The organism is Streptomyces camelliae (assembly GCF_027625935.1).
Classification (GTDB): Bacteria; Actinomycetota; Actinomycetes; order Streptomycetales; family Streptomycetaceae; genus Streptomyces; species Streptomyces camelliae.
The window spans coordinates 5321391-5337676 of sequence record NZ_CP115300.1 but is presented as its reverse complement, the minus strand read 5'-3'; the positions used below and the strand labels follow the sequence as shown (position 1 = coordinate 5337676).

The following is a 16286-nucleotide window of genomic DNA, read 5'->3' as shown; positions in this document are numbered from 1 at the left end:
GAGAGTGCCAGGAGGAAGACAGTGCCGACCTACCAGTACCAGTGCACCGAGTGCGGCGAGGGCCTTGAGGCGGTGCAGAAGTTCACCGATGACGCCCTGACCGAGTGCCCCAGCTGCGGTGGCCGCCTGAAGAAGGTGTTCTCCGCAGTCGGCATCGTCTTCAAGGGCTCCGGGTTCTACCGCAACGACTCCCGCGGCTCCACGTCGAGCAGCACCCCGGCGTCGAAGCCGGCCGGCTCGTCGGCAGGCACGTCTTCGTCCGACTCGAAGTCCTCCTCGTCGTCCTCGTCCTCGTCGTCGAGCTCCACGAGCAGCTCCGCCGCCTGACACCCTCCGGCACTGGGCCCTGTCGTCGCACGACGGCAGGGCTTTCGGCGCTCGCGGACACCGGCTCCCCCGCCGTTCCCCCGCCAGCTAGTGTGCTGGTCATGGCGAACGCAGAGATCGGTGTGATCGGTGGCTCGGGCTTCTACTCGTTCCTCGACGACGTGACCGAGGTCCAGGTGGACACCCCCTACGGGCCGCCCAGCGACTCCCTCTTCCTCGGCGAGATCGCCGGCCGACGGGTCGCCTTCCTGCCCCGGCACGGCCGCGGCCACCACCTTCCGCCGCACCGCATCAACTACCGCGCCAACCTGTGGGCGCTGCGCTCCGTCGGTGTCCGGCAGGTCCTGGGCCCCTGCGCGGTGGGCGGGCTGCGCCCCGAGTACGGCCCCGGCACGCTGCTCGTGCCGGACCAGCTGGTGGACCGTACGAAGTCCAGGGCGCAGACGTACTTCGACGGACTGCCGCTGCCCGATGGCACGGTGCCGAACGTCGTGCATGTCTCCATGGCCGACCCGTACTGCCCCACCGGACGGAGCGCAGCGCTGAAGGCTGCCCGCGGCCGGGACTGGGAGCCGGTGGACGGCGGCACTCTGGTCGTGGTCGAGGGGCCGCGCTTCTCGACCCGCGCCGAATCGTTGTGGCACCAGGCGCAGGGCTGGTCGGTCGTGGGCATGACGGGTCACCCGGAAGCGGCGCTCGCCCGGGAACTGGAGCTGTGCTACACCTCGCTGACCCTGGTCACCGACCTCGACGCGGGCGCCGAGACCGGCGAGGGCGTCTCGCACGAGGAGGTGCTGCAGGTGTTCGCCGCCAACGTGGACCGGTTGCGCGGGGTGCTGTTCGACGCGGTGGCGGCCCTGCCGGAGACCGCGGCACGGGACTGCCTGTGCGTGAACGCGCTCGGCGGGATGGATCCGGGCTTCGAACTGCCGTAGGGCACCTGCCGCTTCAGGCACCGTCTGTGGACAACCGGGCGGAACTCCCCGTTCGGGTGGCCGAGTTATCCACAATGCCTCCGCCATCCACCGTCTCCGACGGAATTCGGCGCGATCCCTCATCGTGGCATCGCAACCCGAATTCCTCGTCGCAGGCGGTGGTTTCCCATGTCCTGGTCCTCGTCGTCCCGGATTCCCTACTCACCTCCCCCCGCTTCTCCTGCTTCGCCGGCGCCTGTCTCACGTCCGCCTTCTGCACGCTCCCGGCCCTCTCCACCACCAGCCCCTCCCTCGCTCCAGCCTCCCGTCCGGCTCCCGCGCCCGCTGGGCACGGACGCTCCCGCCACCTGTGAGATCCCGCAGTTCCCTCCGGTGTACGTGCACGGCGGGCGGTATCAGCTGCAGCGGCTCGTACGGCACCGCCGTCGGGCCATCGCCGCCGGCCTCGCGGTGACCGCGGCCGCCCTCGTGGCCACGGGACCTCGCACGGCGACCGAACCGCACCGCCCGGAGCAGGCCCGCGGGCACCCGGTCATCGCACCCGTACGACGGCACGCACCCGTGGACGTGGTGACGGCGCCGGTGCGGATCGCCGACGCGGCCACGGTCCGGCTGCTGCGGCCCGGCGACCGCGTCGACGTCATCGCAGCCGAGGACCCGTCGGCCGGTGGCGTTGCGAAGGTGCTCGCGCGCGGCGTGCGAGTGACCAAGGTGCCCGAGCCTCTGGAGGGCGGGGCCGAGAGCGGGGCGCTGGTGGTGCTGTCGGTGCCACGTTCCGCAGCGGCCCGGCTCGTGGGTGCGAGCGCGACAGCACGCCTGGCGGTGACGCTGTGCTGAACCGACTCGGACGGTTTCTCGGCGGCTTGCTGTCAAGTCGCTGGATCAAGCTACGGAATTGGACACAATGGCCTCACCGTGCCGTAGGTTGCGGAGCGTTTCGTTCCACACCCAGTGCATACGAGGAGAGTCCCCTAGGTGAGCGCGAAGAAGAAACCGAGCGTCTGGCAGGGCTTCAAGGCCTTCCTCATGCGCGGCAACGTCGTCGATCTGGCAGTCGCGGTGGTCGTCGGCGCGGCCTTCACGAACATCGTGAACTCGGTGGTCAAGGGGGTCATCAACCCGCTGGTCGGAGCGATCGGTACGCAGAACCTGGATCACTACAGCTCCTGCCTGAAGGCCCCGTGCCAGGTGGCCGCGGACGGCACGGTCAAGAGCGGTGTGCCGATCCTGTGGGGCTCCGTCCTCGGTGCCACGCTGACCTTCGTGATCACCGCGGCGGTCGTGTACTTCCTGATGGTTCTGCCGATGTCGAAGTACCTGGCCCGGCAGGTGGCGCAGAAGGCCGCGCGGGAGGGCACGAAGGAGGTCATCGAGGTGACCGAGCTGGAAGTGCTCAAGGAGATCCGCGATGCGCTGGTCGCGCAGCGTGGCTCGGGACACGACGAGCGCTGACGGCGCTACCGCCGGCGGCTCAGATGTGGTGGGGCGGCTTCTCGTCGAGGAAGCGCTTCAGGTCGGCCGCGCTGTCACCCTCCGCGCGCTCGCCCCACCCGCGGTCGGTGTCGTCCGAGGACTGCTGGTCCAGCGGGTCGTCGAAGACCAGTGCGGGCTTCGGGTCGCGAGGCTCGGATTCCGGGGCGGTGCTCATGCGTCAAGAGTACGGCCCCGCTCCCGGCTGCCGGTTCTTCCGCAGGCGTGGCCGTCGTGATCCGCACCGCCCGCACCATCCGACCTGGGTTTCGGTCAGGTCTATGGACCCTCGCCAGCTTGTGAATCTGTGCACAAGATTTTGGGCCGGTTTTCTGCTGTCCTGGGAGGCATGACGTCGAGTTCCGCTCCGGCGCCCGCCTCGTCGGGCGCACCCCAGTCCCCCGGGCTCCTGCGCCGGCTCACCGCGCGCGGGCGCGACGAAGTGCACCGGGTCTCCTCCCCGCTAGAGCTCTTCTTCGACCTGTGCTTCGTCGTGGCGATCGCGCAGGCCGGCGTCCAGCTGGTGCACGCCGTGGCCGGAGGGCATGCGGGCGACGGAATTCTCAACTACGCCATGCAGTTCTTCGCCATCTGGTGGGCCTGGATGAACTTCACCTGGTTCGCCTCGGCGTACGACAACGACGACGCCCTCTACCGGGTCGTCACCCTGGTGCAGATCGCCGGCGTCCTGGTGCTGGCCGCCGGCATTTCCCGGGCCTTCCAGCATCACGACTATCTGGTGGTCTGGCTCGGCTACCTGATCATGCGGCTGGCGATGGCCGCACAGTGGCTGAGAGCCGCGAGATCGGCTTCGGGCGCGGAGAGAACCATGGCGCTGCGGTACGCGACCGGCGTGCTGCTGTGCCTGGTCGGCTGGCTCGGCCTGGTGCTGCTTCCCGGTCCTGCCCGGCCCTGGGTCTTCCTCGTGATGGCGATCGTCGAGATGTGCGTGCCGCTGTACGCCGAGAAGAGCTACGAGACCTCCTGGCATCCGCATCACATCGCCGAGCGGTACGGCCTGTTCACCATCATCGTGCTCGGCGAGACGATCTCCGCGGCGACGGTCGCCGTGAAGTCGGCCGTGGACGAGCACTCCGCGCTGGGCGAGCTGCTGCCGATCGCGGCGGGCGGTCTCCTGATCGTCTTCTCCGCATGGTGGATCTACTTCGTGGTGCCCATCCACGGCCATCTGCGCTCCAACGGACAAGCGTTCCTCTGGGGTTACGGCCACTACCTGATCTTCGCCTCGGCCGCGGCGATCGGCGCTGGCCTGGAGGTGGCCGTGGAACAGGCGGTCGGCAAGACCCACATCTCCACACTGTCCGCCTCGGCTGCCGTGACCCTGCCCACGGCGCTGTACCTGCTGACCGTCTGGGGCCTGCATGCGCGGCACTTCAAGGTCGGCATCACCCAGCAACTGGTACTGCCGGTCACGGCGCTGCTGGTGATCTGTTGCACCTTCCTGGGCCACGAGGCGGTTCTCGCGGCGGGACTCGTGTCCGCGGCCGCGGTCGCGACCGGAGTGACGCTGACGGCGCGCATGGTCGGCAGAGAGCGTGCGGTGAGTGCCGCCGCGTCCGCCGACTGAACCCTCGGCGGTGGCCTGGGCGGGCCAGACTTGCCCTCATGACAGTTGACGCATTGACGGACGTCGCCGGGGTGCGGGTGGGACACGCCACCCGCCGCGGGGACGGCTGGCTCACCGGCACCACGGTCGTCCTCGCTCCGGAGGGCGGCGCCGTCGCCGCCGTGGACGTACGCGGCGGCGGCCCCGGCACCAAGGAGACCGACGCACTCGACCCGCGCAACGTGGTGCAGCGGGTCGACGCGATCGCGCTGACCGGGGGCAGCGCGTACGGGCTCGACGCGGCATCCGGAGTGATGGCCTGGCTGGAGGAGCGGGGACGCGGGGTGCGGGTGGGGCCGGATCCGGCGCACGTCGTACCGGTGGTACCCACCGCGTGTCTCTTCGACCTGGGGCGCGGAGGGGCCTTCCGCGCGCGGCCCGACGCGGCGATGGGACGCTCCGCGGTGGAGGCCGCGGCGGCGAGTGCGCCGGGCGCGCGGGTGCCCGAGGGGTGTGTGGGGGCCGGCACGGGCGCCGTGGCGGGACGGATCAAGGGTGGGGTGGGCACCGCGAGCGCGGTGCTCGATTCGGGGATCACCGTGGCCGCGCTGGCGGTCGTGAACGCCGCGGGGGCCGTGGTGGATCAGGACACGGGAGCGCTGTACGGGGAGTTGTTGCTGCAGGGGCGGGTGGAGTATCCGGAGGAGCGCGTGCTTGTTGCGGCGCGCCGCAGGCTCGACGAAACGGCTGCCAGGAACGCGCCGCCCCCGCTCAACACGACGCTCGCGGTGGTCGCGACCGATGCGGACCTCTCCAAGGCACAGGCGCAGAAGCTGGCCGGGACGGCGCACGACGGGATCGCGCGCGCCGTACGGCCGGTGCACCTCATGCACGACGGGGACACGGTGTTCGCGCTCGCGACCGGTGCGCGCCCGCTGGACGGGCACCCCTTGGCGCTCAACGACATCCTGGCCGCCGGCGCGGATCTCGTGACACGCGCGATCGTGCGGGGGGTGCGCGCCGCCGAGTCGGTCGACGGGCCGGGCGGAGTGTGGCCTTCGTACGGGGAGTTGTACGGGGGACGGTAGGCGCGGCGCAGGGGCGGGAGACGCTCACGCTCTCGCGCACGGGGGCTTGGTGGGGCTGGATTGTCGCGGTTCTGTCACGTGATGGCGTTCAGGGGAGTTGGCGGGAACCTTCGCGGGCGCCGGTGCACTCTTTCTTCACGCACTGGAACGGATCACGCACATCACATGAACCTGGAGCAGCCCGTGACAACGCCGGACATTGCAGCGCGGCGCGCACTGGGGGCCTGTGCCGCCCTGATGGTCGGCGCCCTCACCCTGACCGCGTGCGGCGGCAACGCCAACGCCACCAACGACGACAAGGGCGGGAAGGACTCCCCCAAGACGTCGACGGCGAAGATCGTGATCTCGGCGAAGGACGGGTCGACCGGCGCGTCCATCAACGCGACCGGTGTGACGGTCAGCGGCGGCAGGCTGACCGACGTGAAGATGAGCGTGGCGGGGTCCGGGCAGGCCGTGGCCGGGGCGATGTCGGCGGACGGCAGCAGCTGGAAGCCGAATGAGCGGCTGGAGCGCGGGACGAAGTACGAGATAGACGCGACCGCGAAGGACGCGAACGGGCGCACCGCGGCGGCCAACTCCATCTTCACCACCGTCACCTCGGCGAACAGTTTCATCGGCACCTACACGCCGGACGACGGCAGCACGGTCGGGGTGGGCATGCCGGTGTCGTTCACCTTCGACAAGGCGATCACCGACAAGAAGGCCGTGCAGTCGCACATCACGGTCAACTCCAGCAGTGGCCAGCAGGTGGTCGGGCACTGGTTCGGTGACCAGCGGCTGGACTTCCGGCCGCAGGAGTACTGGAAGGCCGGCTCCAAGGTCACGATGAAGATCGACCTGGACGGGGTCCAGGGGGCGAACGGCGTCTACGGGGTGCAGAAGAAGACCGTCTCCTTCACCGTCGGGCGGGCACAGGTGTCCACCGTCGACGCCAACACGCAGACGATGACGGTCGTACGGGACGGCCAGACGATCAAGACGGTGCCGGTCTCCACGGGCAGCCCCCAGCACACGACGTACAACGGGCAGATGGTGATCTCCGAGAAGTTCACGCAGACCCGCATGAACAGCCAGACGGTCGGCCTGGGCGGCGAGTACGACATCCCGGACGTGCCGCACGCGATGCGCCTGACGGAGTCGGGCACGTTCATCCATGGCAACTACTGGTACAACAAGGGCAACCCGCCCTTCGGCCGCGAGGGCACCAGCCACGGCTGCGTCGGCATGGCGGACGTGCAGGGCGCGCAGGGCGACACGACGGCCAAGTGGTTCTACGACAACTCGCTCGTCGGGGACGTCGTGATCGTGAAGAACTCCCCCGACACGACCGTCGCCCCGGACAACGGGCTGAACGGCTGGAACATGTCGTGGAGCGCCTGGACCGCCGGAAGCGCCGTCTGACGGCGACTTTTGACGCCATGTGGGGCCGCGCGGGAACTTCTCGCGCGGCCCGCGCGTTTTCCCGGCGTACGTTTTCTCGGTTCCCGGACATGATGTCCGACAGAGGGGCTACGGTATGCACCCACAAGGTGACATGCAGCAACGCCGGGAGATGCCTTGAGCGTTCCGTACGAGACAGCAGCGTACGAACCAGCCGAGTCGCCCGAGTCTCCGGAGGAGCATCTCGCGCGGCTCCTCGGCCGTGCCCTGAACTCCTTCGAACTGCCCGACGAGGTGATAAGGCAGCTCGACTGTGCGCTGGCACACGACAGTTCGCTGCACTCCGCGTATCACAGCGCAGGGCGGCACCGGGAGACGTACCGGCACACCTGGCTGCTCGCCGACGGTTCGGCGGTCACGCTGTGGGAGCTCGTGCACAACCCCGCGCCGGGCGAAGCCCCGGAGCACGAGGTGTACGTCGAGGAGGAGGAGCTGCAGGCAGCCACCGCGCGGCTCGGGCTGCCGCCGGACGCGCCGGAGTTCGAGCTGCCCGCGCTGATGCGGCTGTGGGCGATCCCCGAGCCCCGGCATGTGTTCGCCTCCGACGACTCGGCGGACCACGCGCGCCGGCTTCTGCGCCGTGCGGAGAACCCGGACCGGCCCGGCGCGGAGACGGCGGCGCTGCTGGCGACGGCGACCGCGCACGAGATCACCCAGGCCTTCGGGCACCCCGGGCGGGCCGGGCGGGTGGGATTGAGCTACGCGCTGTACGAGCACGCGTTCCTGCTGCCGGACGCGAGCGAGGTCTCCCTGTGGGAGGTCGAGCACACGGCGACGCCCGACGGGCGGCACATGTGCGAGGTCTACATGTCGGAGGACGCCGCCCGGGACGCCATGGAGCGGCGCGCCGCTCGGCAGGGGTAGCGCGCACGGGCGTGCGAGGTGCACGCCCGATGCGAGGGGCGTGGCCCGGTTCCCGGGCACCGGAGCGCTCTTCTGCCGTAAGCCCGAGCGCTCTTCTACCGAAAGCCGGAGCGCTCTTCTGCCGTCAGCCGTCGGCGAGTTGCCGTACCAGGCCCGCGAACGCGTCCTGTTCCGCGGGGGTCAGCTCGACGGATTCCAGCGGGGGCCCGACCCGGGGCTGGCGCGGCAGGGCCGGGAGCAGGGCCGTGGTGCGGCGGGTGGGGGCCTGAAGGCCGGTGCGGCCCAGCAGGCGCAGCAGGACGACGGCCCAGACGACGGCCGCCACAGCGAGGACGGCCACGCCGATCAGCTGGAGAGTCGGGACGTGCTCAGGCATGCGTCCCAGTACACACCACGGTCCGGGACTTTGGTCCCGGACCGTGACGTATCTCGCAGGTGCCGTGAACAACTCACAGCGAACTAAAGGGACAAGATGCGGCGTGGGGTGGCGCGGAGGTCAGGCCGCCACCGGCTGCTTGGTCTCCTTCGGGGCCGTGGCCGGGTCGGCCGCGGGGTCGCCGGCCGTGGGCTCGGGGGTCTGCTTGCGCATGCCCTTGAGGAGGACGACCAGGGCCGTGGTGGCGCAGACGCCGGCCGCGATGGCGATCAGGTAGAGGAACGGGTTGCCGATCAGCGGGACCACGAAGATGCCGCCGTGCGGGGCGCGCAGGGTGGCGCCGAAAGCCATGGACAGGGCGCCGGTGAGCGCTCCGCCGACCATCGACGAGGGGATGACCCGCAGCGGGTCCGCCGCCGCGAACGGGATCGCGCCTTCGGAGATGAAGGAGGCGCCCAGGACCCAGGCGGCCTTGCCGTTCTCGCGCTCGGTCTGGGTGAAGAGCTTGCCGCGCACGGTGGTGGCCAGGGCCATCGCCAGCGGCGGGACCATGCCGGCCGCCATCACCGCGGCCATGATCTTCATCGCGGAGTCGCTGGGGTTGGAGACCGCGATGCCGGCGGTGGCGAAGGTGTAGGCGACCTTGTTGACCGGGCCGCCCAGGTCGAAGCACATCATCAGGCCGAGCAGGGCGCCGAGCAGGATGGCGTTGGTGCCGGTGAGGCTGTTCAGCCAGTCGGTGAGGCCCTTCTGGGCGGAGGCGATGGGCTTGCCGATCACGACGAACATCAGGAATCCGACGATCGCCGAGGAGATCAGCGGGATCACCACCACCGGCATGATGCCGCGCAGCGCCGGGGGGATCTGCACCCTCTGGATCGCCAGCACCACACCACCGGCGATGAGACCGGCGGCCAGGCCACCGAGGAAGCCCGCGTTGATGGTCACCGAGATCGCGCCGCCCACGAAACCCGGGACCAGGCCGGGCCGGTCGGCCATGCCGTAGGCGATGTAGCCGGCCAGGACCGGGACCAGGAAGCCGAAGGAGACGACGCCGATCTGGAACAGCAGGGCGCCCCAGCTGTCGGTCTGGGTCCACACGAAGTGGTCCATCACCGACGGCGCCTTGTTGATCTTGTAGCCGCCGATCGCGAACCCGAGGGCGATGAGCAGGCCGCCCGCGGCGACGAACGGGACCATGTAGCTGACGCCGGACATCAGCCACTTGCGGAGCTTGGTGCCGTACCCCTCGGTGGAGTCGCCGGCGCGCTCGACCGGCGTGCTGCCCGACGCGTGCGCCGGGGCGCTCGCCTCGCCGCGCGCCGCCTTCCCGCGCACCTCGCTGATGAGTTCGGCGGGGCGGTTGATGCCCGCCTTTACGCCGACGTCGACGGTCGGCTTGCCCGCGAAGCGGTCCTTGTCGCGTACGGGGACGTCGTGCGCGAAGATCACGCCGTCCGCCGCCGCGATCACCGCGGGGTCGAGCCGGGTGAAGCCGGCCGAGCCCTGCGTCTCGACGACCAGCTCGACGCCCGCAGCACGGCCCGCGTTCTCCAGGGACTCGGCCGCCATGTAGGTGTGCGCGATACCGGTCGGGCAGGAGGTGACGGCGACGATACGGAAGGGGCGTTCGCCGGAGTCCGCGTCGGAGCCGGCGCCCGCAGGAGTCGTCTGCGCCGGGGCGGGCGCGTCCTGCGTCTTCGTCTGCGCCGCTGTGGTGACCGCTGCGGCGCCGGCGGAGGCCGCCACCGGCGTCGCAGCGGTGTTCTTGGGGGCGCTCACGGCGCCTTCGGCGGCGCGCGTCGCGCCCTCCCCCGCAGGCTCCGCCTCTGCGCGCGACGCCGACGGCGCCTCGTCGCCCCGGATCAGCGCCGCCGCGGTCCCCGCGTCGGCGACTGCCCGCAGGGCCGAGGTGAACTCGGCGTTCATCAGCTGACGGGCCAGGGAGGAGAGGATCGTGAGGTGGGCGTCGTCGGCACCGGCGGGGGCCGCGATCAGGAAGATCAGGTCGGCCGGGCCGTCCGGGGCGCCGAAGTCGATGCCCGCGGTGCTGCGGCCGAAGGCGAGGGTCGGCTCGGTGACGTGGGCGCTGCGGCAGTGCGGGATGCCGATGCCGCCGTCGAGGCCGGTCGGCATCTGGGCCTCGCGGGCGGCCACGTCGGCGAGGAAGCCCTCCAGGTCGGTCACCCGGCCCTGGGTCACCATGCGCTCGGCGAGGGCGCGCGCCGCCGCTTCCTTGGTGTCGGCGGACAGGTCGAGGTCGACCAGGTCCGCGGTGATCATGTCGCTCATCGCGGGCTCCTATGCACGCGTATCGCCCGGGGGGAGGGGTGGGCGGGGAGGGGGACGGGAGTGCTGTGGGGGCGTGGTGTCGAGTGGGAGGCGGGGCCGGGGAAACCCCGCCTCCCGGGAGCGGCACCGTGGCTCGGCCGGTGGTGCCGCCCGGTGGTCGCGGCGAGTAACGGGGAGTCCCGCCGCTTCCGGTCCGGTCGTGTGGGTACGCCCGGCGCGGTGGGGCGGGGGCGTGCGCCCAGCCGCCGGGTGCCGGGGCGTTGGCCACGGAGCGCGAGCGCGGTCATGACACCGGCTCCGTGAGTTCGCGGTCGAGCGGGATCTCGGCCGTGACGGCCACCGCCGTCGGGTCCAGGTCGGCCGGGGTCGGCATCACGCTGCCCGGGAGCTGGACAGCGGCGGCGCCGTGGGCGACGGCGGAGGCGAGGGCCTCGGGGCCGCTGCCGCCGGCGATCAGGAAGCCGGCGAGGGAGGAGTCGCCGGCGCCGACGTTACTACGGACGGTGTCCACACGCGCGCGGCCGAACCAGGCGCCCGTGTCCTCCACGAGGAGCTGACCGTCGGCGCCCAGGCTCGCGAGCACGGCGCGCGCGCCCATGCCGCGCAACTCCTCGGCCGCCTTCAACGCGTCGCCCACGGTCGCCAGGGGGCGCCCGACGGCTTCCGCGAGCTCCTCGGCGTTCGGCTTCACCACGTCGGGCCGCGCGCGCAGCGCTTCCAGCAGCGCGTGCCCCGAGGTGTCCAAGGCGATACGCGCGCCCCCGGCGTGCGCCCGCGTGACCACGTCGGCGTACCACGAGGGCGCGAGCCCCCGGGGCAGGCTGCCGCAGCATGCGATCCAGTCGGCGTCGTGCGACTGGGCTCGCACCGTGTCCAGGAGGAGTTCCTGTTCCTCCGCAGACAGCTCCGGCCCCGGCGCGTTGATCTTCGTGAGCACCCCGTCCGCCTCCGCGAGCGCGATGTTGGAGCGGGTGGCTCCGGCGACCGGGACCGGCGCGACCTCGATGCCCTGCGCGTGGAGCAGATCGGCGACGAGCGCCCCCGGCGCACCCCCCAGGGGCAGGACGGCGACCGTACGCCGCCCGGCGGCCGCGACGGCGCGCGAGACGTTCACGCCCTTGCCGCCCGGGTCCATGCGCTCGCCGGTGGCGCGGATGACCTCGCCGCGCTCCAGGGTGGGGACCTCGTAGGTGCGGTCGAGGGACGGGTTGGGGGTGACGGTGAGGATCATGCGCGCACTACTTCCGTGCCGCCGCGCTCGATGGCGGCGGAGTCTTCGGGGCTCAACCCGCTGTCGGTGATCAGCAGGTCCACGTCGCTCAGGTCGCCGAAGCGGGCGAAGTGCTCCTGGCCGTACTTGGAGGAGTCGGCCAGCAGCACCACGCGGCGGGCGGCGGCGACCGCGGCCCGCTTCACCGCGGCCTCGGCGAGGTCGGGGGTGGTCAGACCGTGCTCGGCGGAGAAGCCGTTGGCCGCCACGAACAGCACGTCGGCCCGGATCTCGCCGTACGCGCGCAGCGCCCAGGCGTCCACAGCGGCGCGCGTACGGTGCCGTACGCGCCCCCCGATGAGGTGGAGCTGGATGCCGGGGTGGTCCGCGAGGCGGGCCGCGATCGGCAGGCTGTGCGTGACGACGGTCAGCGAGGACTCCAGCGGGATGGCGGCTGCCAGCCGCGCCACCGTCGTACCGGCGTCGAGGATCAGCGTGCCCTCGCTCGGCAGTTCCGGGACGGCCGCCTTGGCGATGCGGTCCTTCTCGTCGGCGGACGTGCCCTCGCGTTCGGCGAGGTCCGGTTCGAAGTCGAGGCGGCCGACCGGGATGGCGCCGCCGTGGACCCGGCGGACCAGGCCGGCGCGGTCGAGGGCCTTCAGATCGCGGCGGATCGTTTCCGCCGTGACCTGGAACTCCTCGGCGAGCGACAGCACGTCCACCCGGCCGCCGTCACGGGCGAGCCGGAGGATCTCCTGCTGCCGTTCCGGTGCGTACATGTCCTCGCCTCCGCCTTGATGTCCGTTCGCTTCCGACTGATGCCCGAACGTGTGGTTTCACAGCGGAGGCTACGCCCGGTTTTCCGGAATGTAAACAGGTTCAGACTTTAATCGGGCATGAACGGGCTTCCGGTCAGCATCAGGGCCCGGCACCTGACCGGTGCCGGGCCCTCGTCGTGCGGGCCGTTGTGCCGGCCCACGGGTCGTCGTGCCTGGTCAGGAAACCAGTTCCGGCTCCCGCTCCGTCACCGGCGCCGCCGGCTCGTCCGTCGTGCCCTCCACATGCTGTGCCGGGCGCTTCGGCAGGGCGGACATCAGCAGGAAGATCGCGCCCATGATCCCGGCGACCCACCACAGCGCGTGCTGGAAGGCGTGCACGAAGGCCGGGCCGACCTGGGCCGGAGCCAGCCGGTCGCCGATCTCCCCGAAGAAGACCACCGACACGAGTCCCAGTCCGAGCGCGTTGCCCATCTGCTGCACGGTGTTGATCAGCCCGGACGCGGAACCGGCGTGCTCGCGCGGCACCTCCGAGAGCACCGCGTCGGTCAGCGGGGCGACGATCAGCCCCATCCCGGCACCCATCACGACCAGCGGCAGGGCCATCTGCCAGGAAGCGATGGAAAGGCCGTAGCGGTGGGCCTCCCCCAGGTAGATCAGCACGCCCGCGCCCATCACCAGGGCGCCCGCCTGGAGGACCTTGCGGCCGAAGCGCGGAACCAGCTTCTGCACCGACATCCCGGCCGCCACGGACACCGCGATCGAGAACGGCACGCCGGTCAGCCCGGCCCGCAGCGGGCTCCAGCCCAGGCCGATCTGCATGTACAGCGTCCAGACCAGGAAGAAGATGCCGAGCGCGACACCGAAGACGGTCTGCACGGCGATGCCCGCTGCGAAACTTTTCACCCGGAAGAGGGACAACTCGATGAGCGGGGAACCGTCCCGGGCCGCCTTCCGTTTTTCGTACGACACCAGCGCGGCGAAGACGACGAGCGCACCGACCATGCAGAGGTACCCCCACAGCGGCCAGCCCAGCTCCCGGCCGCGGGTGAGCGGGTAGAGCAGCATCAGCAGGACCAGCGAGACCAGGGCGACGCCGACGAGGTCCAGCTTCAGGGCCTTGGGGGCCTTGGACTCGGTGATGAAGCGACGGCCGAGGAGGAAGGCCGCGATACCGACGGGGAGGTTGATGAGGAAGATGGGCCGCCATTCGAGGCCGAACAGGTTCCACTCCGTCAGGAGTGCGCCGAGCAGCGGCCCGGAGACCGCACCGAGGCCGACGATCGCGCCGAACAGACCGAATACCTTGCCGCGTTCGTGGGCCGGGAAGGTGGCGTGCACGATCGACAGCACCTGCGGCACCATCATGGCCGCCATACCGCCCTGCAGGATGCGGGAGGCGACCAGCATCTCCGGGTTCACGGCGAAGCCGCACAGGGCCGAGGCGAGCGTGAAGCCGCCGATACCGATCAGGAACAGCCGCCTGCGGCCGTGGATGTCGCCGAGCCGCCCGCCGGTGATGAGGGCTGCGGCGAAGGCGAGGGCGTAGCCGGCGGTTATCCACTGGATCTGGCTGACGGAGGCGTGTGCGCTCCGCTGGATGGACGGGATGGCGATGTTGACGATCGTCACGTCCACCAGGTCCATGAAGGCCGCGGTCATGACGATGGCCAGCGCGAACCAGCGGCGTCGGTCGGCCGGGGCCGGCCGAGGGGTGTGGGTCTGTTCCGTGGAGGTCATGTCCGCAAAGCTAGGGCCCCATTAGGTCAGATCTTGTCCTAGTCGTGCGGCATTCTCGTAGACATGACTACCGACACGCCCGCCCGGCTGTTGCAGTTGCTGTCGCTTCTCCAGACCCCGCGCGAGTGGCCCGGCGGTGAGCTGGCCGACCGGCTCGGGGTGTCCCGCCGTACCGTGCGACGGGACATCGACCGGCTGCGCGAGCTGGGCTATCCGGTGCAGGCCACGAAGGGCGCGGACGGCGGATACCGGCTGGTCGCGGGCAAGGCGATGCCGCCGCTGGTGCTGGACGACGAGGAGGCGGTGGCGATCGCGGTGGGGCTGCGGGCCGGTGCCGGGCACGCGGTGGCGGGCGTGGACGAGGCGTCGGTACGGGCCCTGGCCAAGCTGGAGCAGGTGCTGCCGGCCCGGCTGCGGCACCGGGTGTCCACCCTGCAGGCCGCGACCACGCCGCTGACCAGTGGGGACGGTGCGAGCATCGCGCCGGAGACGCTGACCGTGATGGCCTCGACGGTGGCGGGGCACGAGCGGCTGCGGTTCGCCTACCGCGACAAGGAGGGAGGTGAGTCACGTCGGCTGACCGAGCCGCACCGGCTGGTGTCGACGGGACGGAGGTGGTACCTGGTCGCCTACGACCTCGACCGCGCCGACTGGCGTACGTTCCGGGTGGACCGGGTGAGCGAGCCGTTCGCGACCGGCGTGCGGTTCGCGCCGCGGGAGTTGCCGACGGGGGACGCGGCCGAGTACCTACGACGGTCCATCAACCGGCGACAGGAGACGTACGAGTTCGCCGTGCGCTTCGCCGCGCCGGCCGAGCAGGTCGCCTCGCGGGTCCCGGCGTGGTTCGGGGTGCCGGAGGACGACGGGGAGGGCGGTTGCGTCCTACGGGGCACCTCCGGCGATCCCGTGGAGTGGCTGGCGGTACGGCTCGCGATGGCCGGGGTCGAGTTCACCGTACGGGGCCCTGGAGAACTGGCGCAGTGTGTACGGGAGTTGGGCGGACGGTTGAGCCGGGCGGGGGGTGTGCGGTCGTCCGAGCAGTCGCCTGAGCAGTCGTCCGAAAGGGGCTGACCCGACCGGGAGCGCCCACGTTCCGTCAGACCTGCTTTCTGCCGAGCCGTGCCAGGGCCCGCGACGCCGGGATGATCCAAACGACACCCCCTAGCCCTCCCCGCCCCAGTCGAACCCCTTCAGCGCCCCGAGGTTGCGCAGTGCCAGGGCGGCCGGTCCCTCGGGGCCGGTGGGCGGGGCAGCGGTGGCGGCCCAGGACTCCACGGCCACGCGGACGGCGGCGCCGGCGACGGCCGCGGTGAAGCGGAGGTCAGGCGTGAGCGAGGTGGGGCCGGCGGGAGGCGGGGCGGACCCGGCGGGCATCGGGTCCAATTCGGCGGACGCCCGATCCGACCCGGCGGGCGCCCGATCCGATCCAGTGGGCGTCCGGTCCGACCCGGTGGGCGTCCGGTCCGACCCGGTGGGCGTCGGGCGCGCCGTCAGGTCCTCGCCCCGTGACGCGCGGCCCACGCTCGAAGCCTCGCTTCCGTCTCCCCGTGACGCGCGGCCCTCGCCCGAAGCCTCGCGGCCCTCGTACCGCGTCGGGCGGTCTTCGCCTCGCGCCGCGAGGATCTCCACCAAGGTCGTCTCCGACGTCTGGCACACCTCGGCCCAGACCTTGCGGAGGGCGGGGCTGGTGTCGGCCAGGCGGATCAGGGTGCGGACCCACTCCCAGGACGCCGACGAGACGCCGAGCCCGGGGATGAGGGTCTGGTGGACGGCGTGTTCCAGGGCCTCGGGGACGCTGAGGTGGGCCGGGGCCGCGCGGACCGCTTCCGCCCAGCGCTGGGCGCCCGCGGCGTAGAGCGGGGCGACGGCTTCCTCCTTGGTGGCGAAGTAGCGGTAGAAGGTGCGCGGTGCGATGCCCGCGGCCTGAGCGATGTCCTCGGCGCGGGTTGCCCGCAGGCCCTGCCTGACGAACAGCGCACCCGCTGCCCGGGCGATCTCCATCCTGGTCTCGGCCTTTCGCCGTTCGGTCAGCGAAACCGGGGCGGAGGGGGAAAACTGCTGGTGGGCGGCGCTGGGGGTGGTGCTCATTCCGGCAGGCTATGCCCATGTGGCAGAATCTGCCATCCGCGCGGTTCACCCCGGGGTTCAGGTACGGGGTGGACCGCCGTTCCAGCATGCCCTGCCCTCGGGTACGCCCCGTC

General features: G+C 71.4%; 16 protein-coding genes. 9 read left to right on the top strand and 7 right to left on the bottom strand.

Features of this window, described 5'->3' with window-relative positions; all coding sequences use genetic code 11:
• Positions 1 to 21: 21 nt before the first annotated feature.
• The 4 genes from O1G22_RS24465 to mscL all read left to right on the top strand — a co-directional run bounded on the left by O1G22_RS24465 (position 22) and on the right by mscL (position 2714).
• The gene (locus tag O1G22_RS24465) at positions 22 to 327 is read left to right on the top strand and encodes an FmdB family zinc ribbon protein (protein WP_270083282.1); all 306 of its coding nucleotides are present in this window, start codon (positions 22 to 24) and stop codon (positions 325 to 327) included.
• 101 nt (positions 328 to 428) lie between these two features.
• A complete protein-coding gene (locus O1G22_RS24460; RefSeq protein WP_225099191.1) occupies positions 429 to 1262 on the top strand; it encodes an S-methyl-5'-thioadenosine phosphorylase in 834 nt (277 codons plus the stop codon).
• A gap of 168 nt (positions 1263 to 1430) precedes the next feature.
• Complete coding sequence (locus O1G22_RS24455) at positions 1431 to 2099, top strand: hypothetical protein (protein ID WP_270083281.1); 669 nt, start codon at positions 1431 to 1433, stop codon at positions 2097 to 2099.
• A gap of 138 nt (positions 2100 to 2237) precedes the next feature.
• Positions 2238 to 2714 (top strand): large conductance mechanosensitive channel protein MscL, encoded by a 477-nt coding sequence (gene mscL, locus O1G22_RS24450; RefSeq protein WP_270083280.1) that lies wholly within the window; start codon positions 2238 to 2240, stop codon positions 2712 to 2714.
• A gap of 19 nt (positions 2715 to 2733) precedes the next feature.
• Here mscL and O1G22_RS24445 read toward each other — a convergent pair whose 3' ends face one another.
• The gene (locus tag O1G22_RS24445; RefSeq protein WP_270083279.1) at positions 2734 to 2910 is read right to left on the bottom strand and encodes a hypothetical protein; all 177 of its coding nucleotides are present in this window, start codon (positions 2908 to 2910) and stop codon (positions 2734 to 2736) included.
• 171 nt (positions 2911 to 3081) lie between these two features.
• Between O1G22_RS24445 and O1G22_RS24440 the strand changes: the two genes are divergently transcribed.
• From O1G22_RS24440 to O1G22_RS24425, 4 genes are all read left to right on the top strand, one after another.
• Positions 3082 to 4320, top strand: a complete 1239-nt coding sequence (locus tag O1G22_RS24440) for a low temperature requirement protein A (RefSeq protein ID WP_270083278.1) — start codon at positions 3082 to 3084, stop codon at positions 4318 to 4320.
• Between the two features lie 38 nt (positions 4321 to 4358).
• Positions 4359 to 5387 (top strand): P1 family peptidase, encoded by a 1029-nt coding sequence (locus O1G22_RS24435; RefSeq protein ID WP_270083277.1) that lies wholly within the window; start codon positions 4359 to 4361, stop codon positions 5385 to 5387.
• A gap of 183 nt (positions 5388 to 5570) precedes the next feature.
• The gene (locus O1G22_RS24430; RefSeq protein ID WP_270083276.1) at positions 5571 to 6788 is read left to right on the top strand and encodes a L,D-transpeptidase; all 1218 of its coding nucleotides are present in this window, start codon (positions 5571 to 5573) and stop codon (positions 6786 to 6788) included.
• 156 nt (positions 6789 to 6944) lie between these two features.
• Positions 6945 to 7691: a DUF6227 family protein gene (locus tag O1G22_RS24425; protein WP_270083275.1), complete on the top strand. Its 747-nt coding sequence runs from the start codon at positions 6945 to 6947 to the stop codon at positions 7689 to 7691.
• A gap of 124 nt (positions 7692 to 7815) precedes the next feature.
• On the opposite strand, the gene O1G22_RS24420 is transcribed toward O1G22_RS24425, so the two are convergent.
• The 5 genes from O1G22_RS24420 to O1G22_RS24400 form a co-directional block, all read right to left on the bottom strand.
• Entirely contained in the window at positions 7816 to 8067 is a 252-nt protein-coding gene (locus tag O1G22_RS24420) for a hypothetical protein (RefSeq protein WP_270083274.1), read from the bottom strand.
• 120 nt (positions 8068 to 8187) lie between these two features.
• Positions 8188 to 10359 (bottom strand): PTS fructose transporter subunit IIABC, encoded by a 2172-nt coding sequence (locus O1G22_RS24415; protein ID WP_270083273.1) that lies wholly within the window; start codon positions 10357 to 10359, stop codon positions 8188 to 8190.
• 283 nt (positions 10360 to 10642) lie between these two features.
• Positions 10643 to 11590 carry a 1-phosphofructokinase gene (pfkB, locus tag O1G22_RS24410; RefSeq protein ID WP_270083272.1) on the bottom strand — a complete coding sequence of 316 codons (948 nt, stop codon included), beginning with the start codon at positions 11588 to 11590 and terminating at the stop codon, positions 10643 to 10645.
• Positions 11587 to 12348 carry a DeoR/GlpR family DNA-binding transcription regulator gene (locus O1G22_RS24405; RefSeq protein WP_225099202.1) on the bottom strand — a complete coding sequence of 254 codons (762 nt, stop codon included), beginning with the start codon at positions 12346 to 12348 and terminating at the stop codon, positions 11587 to 11589. The genes pfkB and O1G22_RS24405 overlap by 4 nt, the downstream gene beginning before the upstream one ends.
• 216 nt (positions 12349 to 12564) lie before the next feature.
• Positions 12565 to 14085: an MFS transporter gene (locus O1G22_RS24400; RefSeq protein WP_270083271.1), complete on the bottom strand. Its 1521-nt coding sequence runs from the start codon at positions 14083 to 14085 to the stop codon at positions 12565 to 12567.
• 63 nt (positions 14086 to 14148) lie between these two features.
• Here O1G22_RS24400 and O1G22_RS24395 point away from each other — a divergent pair, with 63 nt between their 5' ends.
• The gene (locus O1G22_RS24395) at positions 14149 to 15156 is read left to right on the top strand and encodes a helix-turn-helix transcriptional regulator (protein WP_270083270.1); all 1008 of its coding nucleotides are present in this window, start codon (positions 14149 to 14151) and stop codon (positions 15154 to 15156) included.
• Positions 15157 to 15246: 90 nt separating this feature from the next.
• On the opposite strand, the gene O1G22_RS24390 is transcribed toward O1G22_RS24395, so the two are convergent.
• Positions 15247 to 16173, bottom strand: coding sequence for a TetR/AcrR family transcriptional regulator (locus O1G22_RS24390; RefSeq protein ID WP_270083269.1), 927 nt, complete (start codon positions 16171 to 16173; stop codon positions 15247 to 15249).
• Between the last annotated feature and the right edge of the window lie 113 nt (positions 16174 to 16286).

Bases quoted from the DNA above. Each gene is read 5' to 3' on its own strand.
- O1G22_RS24460 (WP_225099191.1), top strand. From the start codon at position 429: ATGGCGAACGCAGAGATCGGTGTGATCGGTGGCTCGGGCTTCTACTCG.
- O1G22_RS24455 (WP_270083281.1), top strand. From the start codon at position 1,431: ATGTCCTGGTCCTCGTCGTCCCGGATTCCCTACTCACCTCCCCCCGCT.
- O1G22_RS24445 (WP_270083279.1), bottom strand. From the start codon at position 2,910: ATGAGCACCGCCCCGGAATCCGAGCCTCGCGACCCGAAGCCCGCACTG.
- O1G22_RS24440 (WP_270083278.1), top strand. From the start codon at position 3,082: ATGACGTCGAGTTCCGCTCCGGCGCCCGCCTCGTCGGGCGCACCCCAG.
- O1G22_RS24435 (WP_270083277.1), top strand. From the start codon at position 4,359: ATGACAGTTGACGCATTGACGGACGTCGCCGGGGTGCGGGTGGGACAC.
- O1G22_RS24420 (WP_270083274.1), bottom strand. From the start codon at position 8,067: ATGCCTGAGCACGTCCCGACTCTCCAGCTGATCGGCGTGGCCGTCCTC.
- O1G22_RS24415 (WP_270083273.1), bottom strand. From the start codon at position 10,359: ATGAGCGACATGATCACCGCGGACCTGGTCGACCTCGACCTGTCCGCC.
- pfkB (WP_270083272.1), bottom strand. From the start codon at position 11,590: ATGATCCTCACCGTCACCCCCAACCCGTCCCTCGACCGCACCTACGAG.
- O1G22_RS24405 (WP_225099202.1), bottom strand. From the start codon at position 12,348: ATGTACGCACCGGAACGGCAGCAGGAGATCCTCCGGCTCGCCCGTGAC.
- O1G22_RS24400 (WP_270083271.1), bottom strand. From the start codon at position 14,085: ATGACCTCCACGGAACAGACCCACACCCCTCGGCCGGCCCCGGCCGAC.
- O1G22_RS24395 (WP_270083270.1), top strand. From the start codon at position 14,149: ATGACTACCGACACGCCCGCCCGGCTGTTGCAGTTGCTGTCGCTTCTC.
- O1G22_RS24390 (WP_270083269.1), bottom strand. From the start codon at position 16,173: ATGAGCACCACCCCCAGCGCCGCCCACCAGCAGTTTTCCCCCTCCGCC.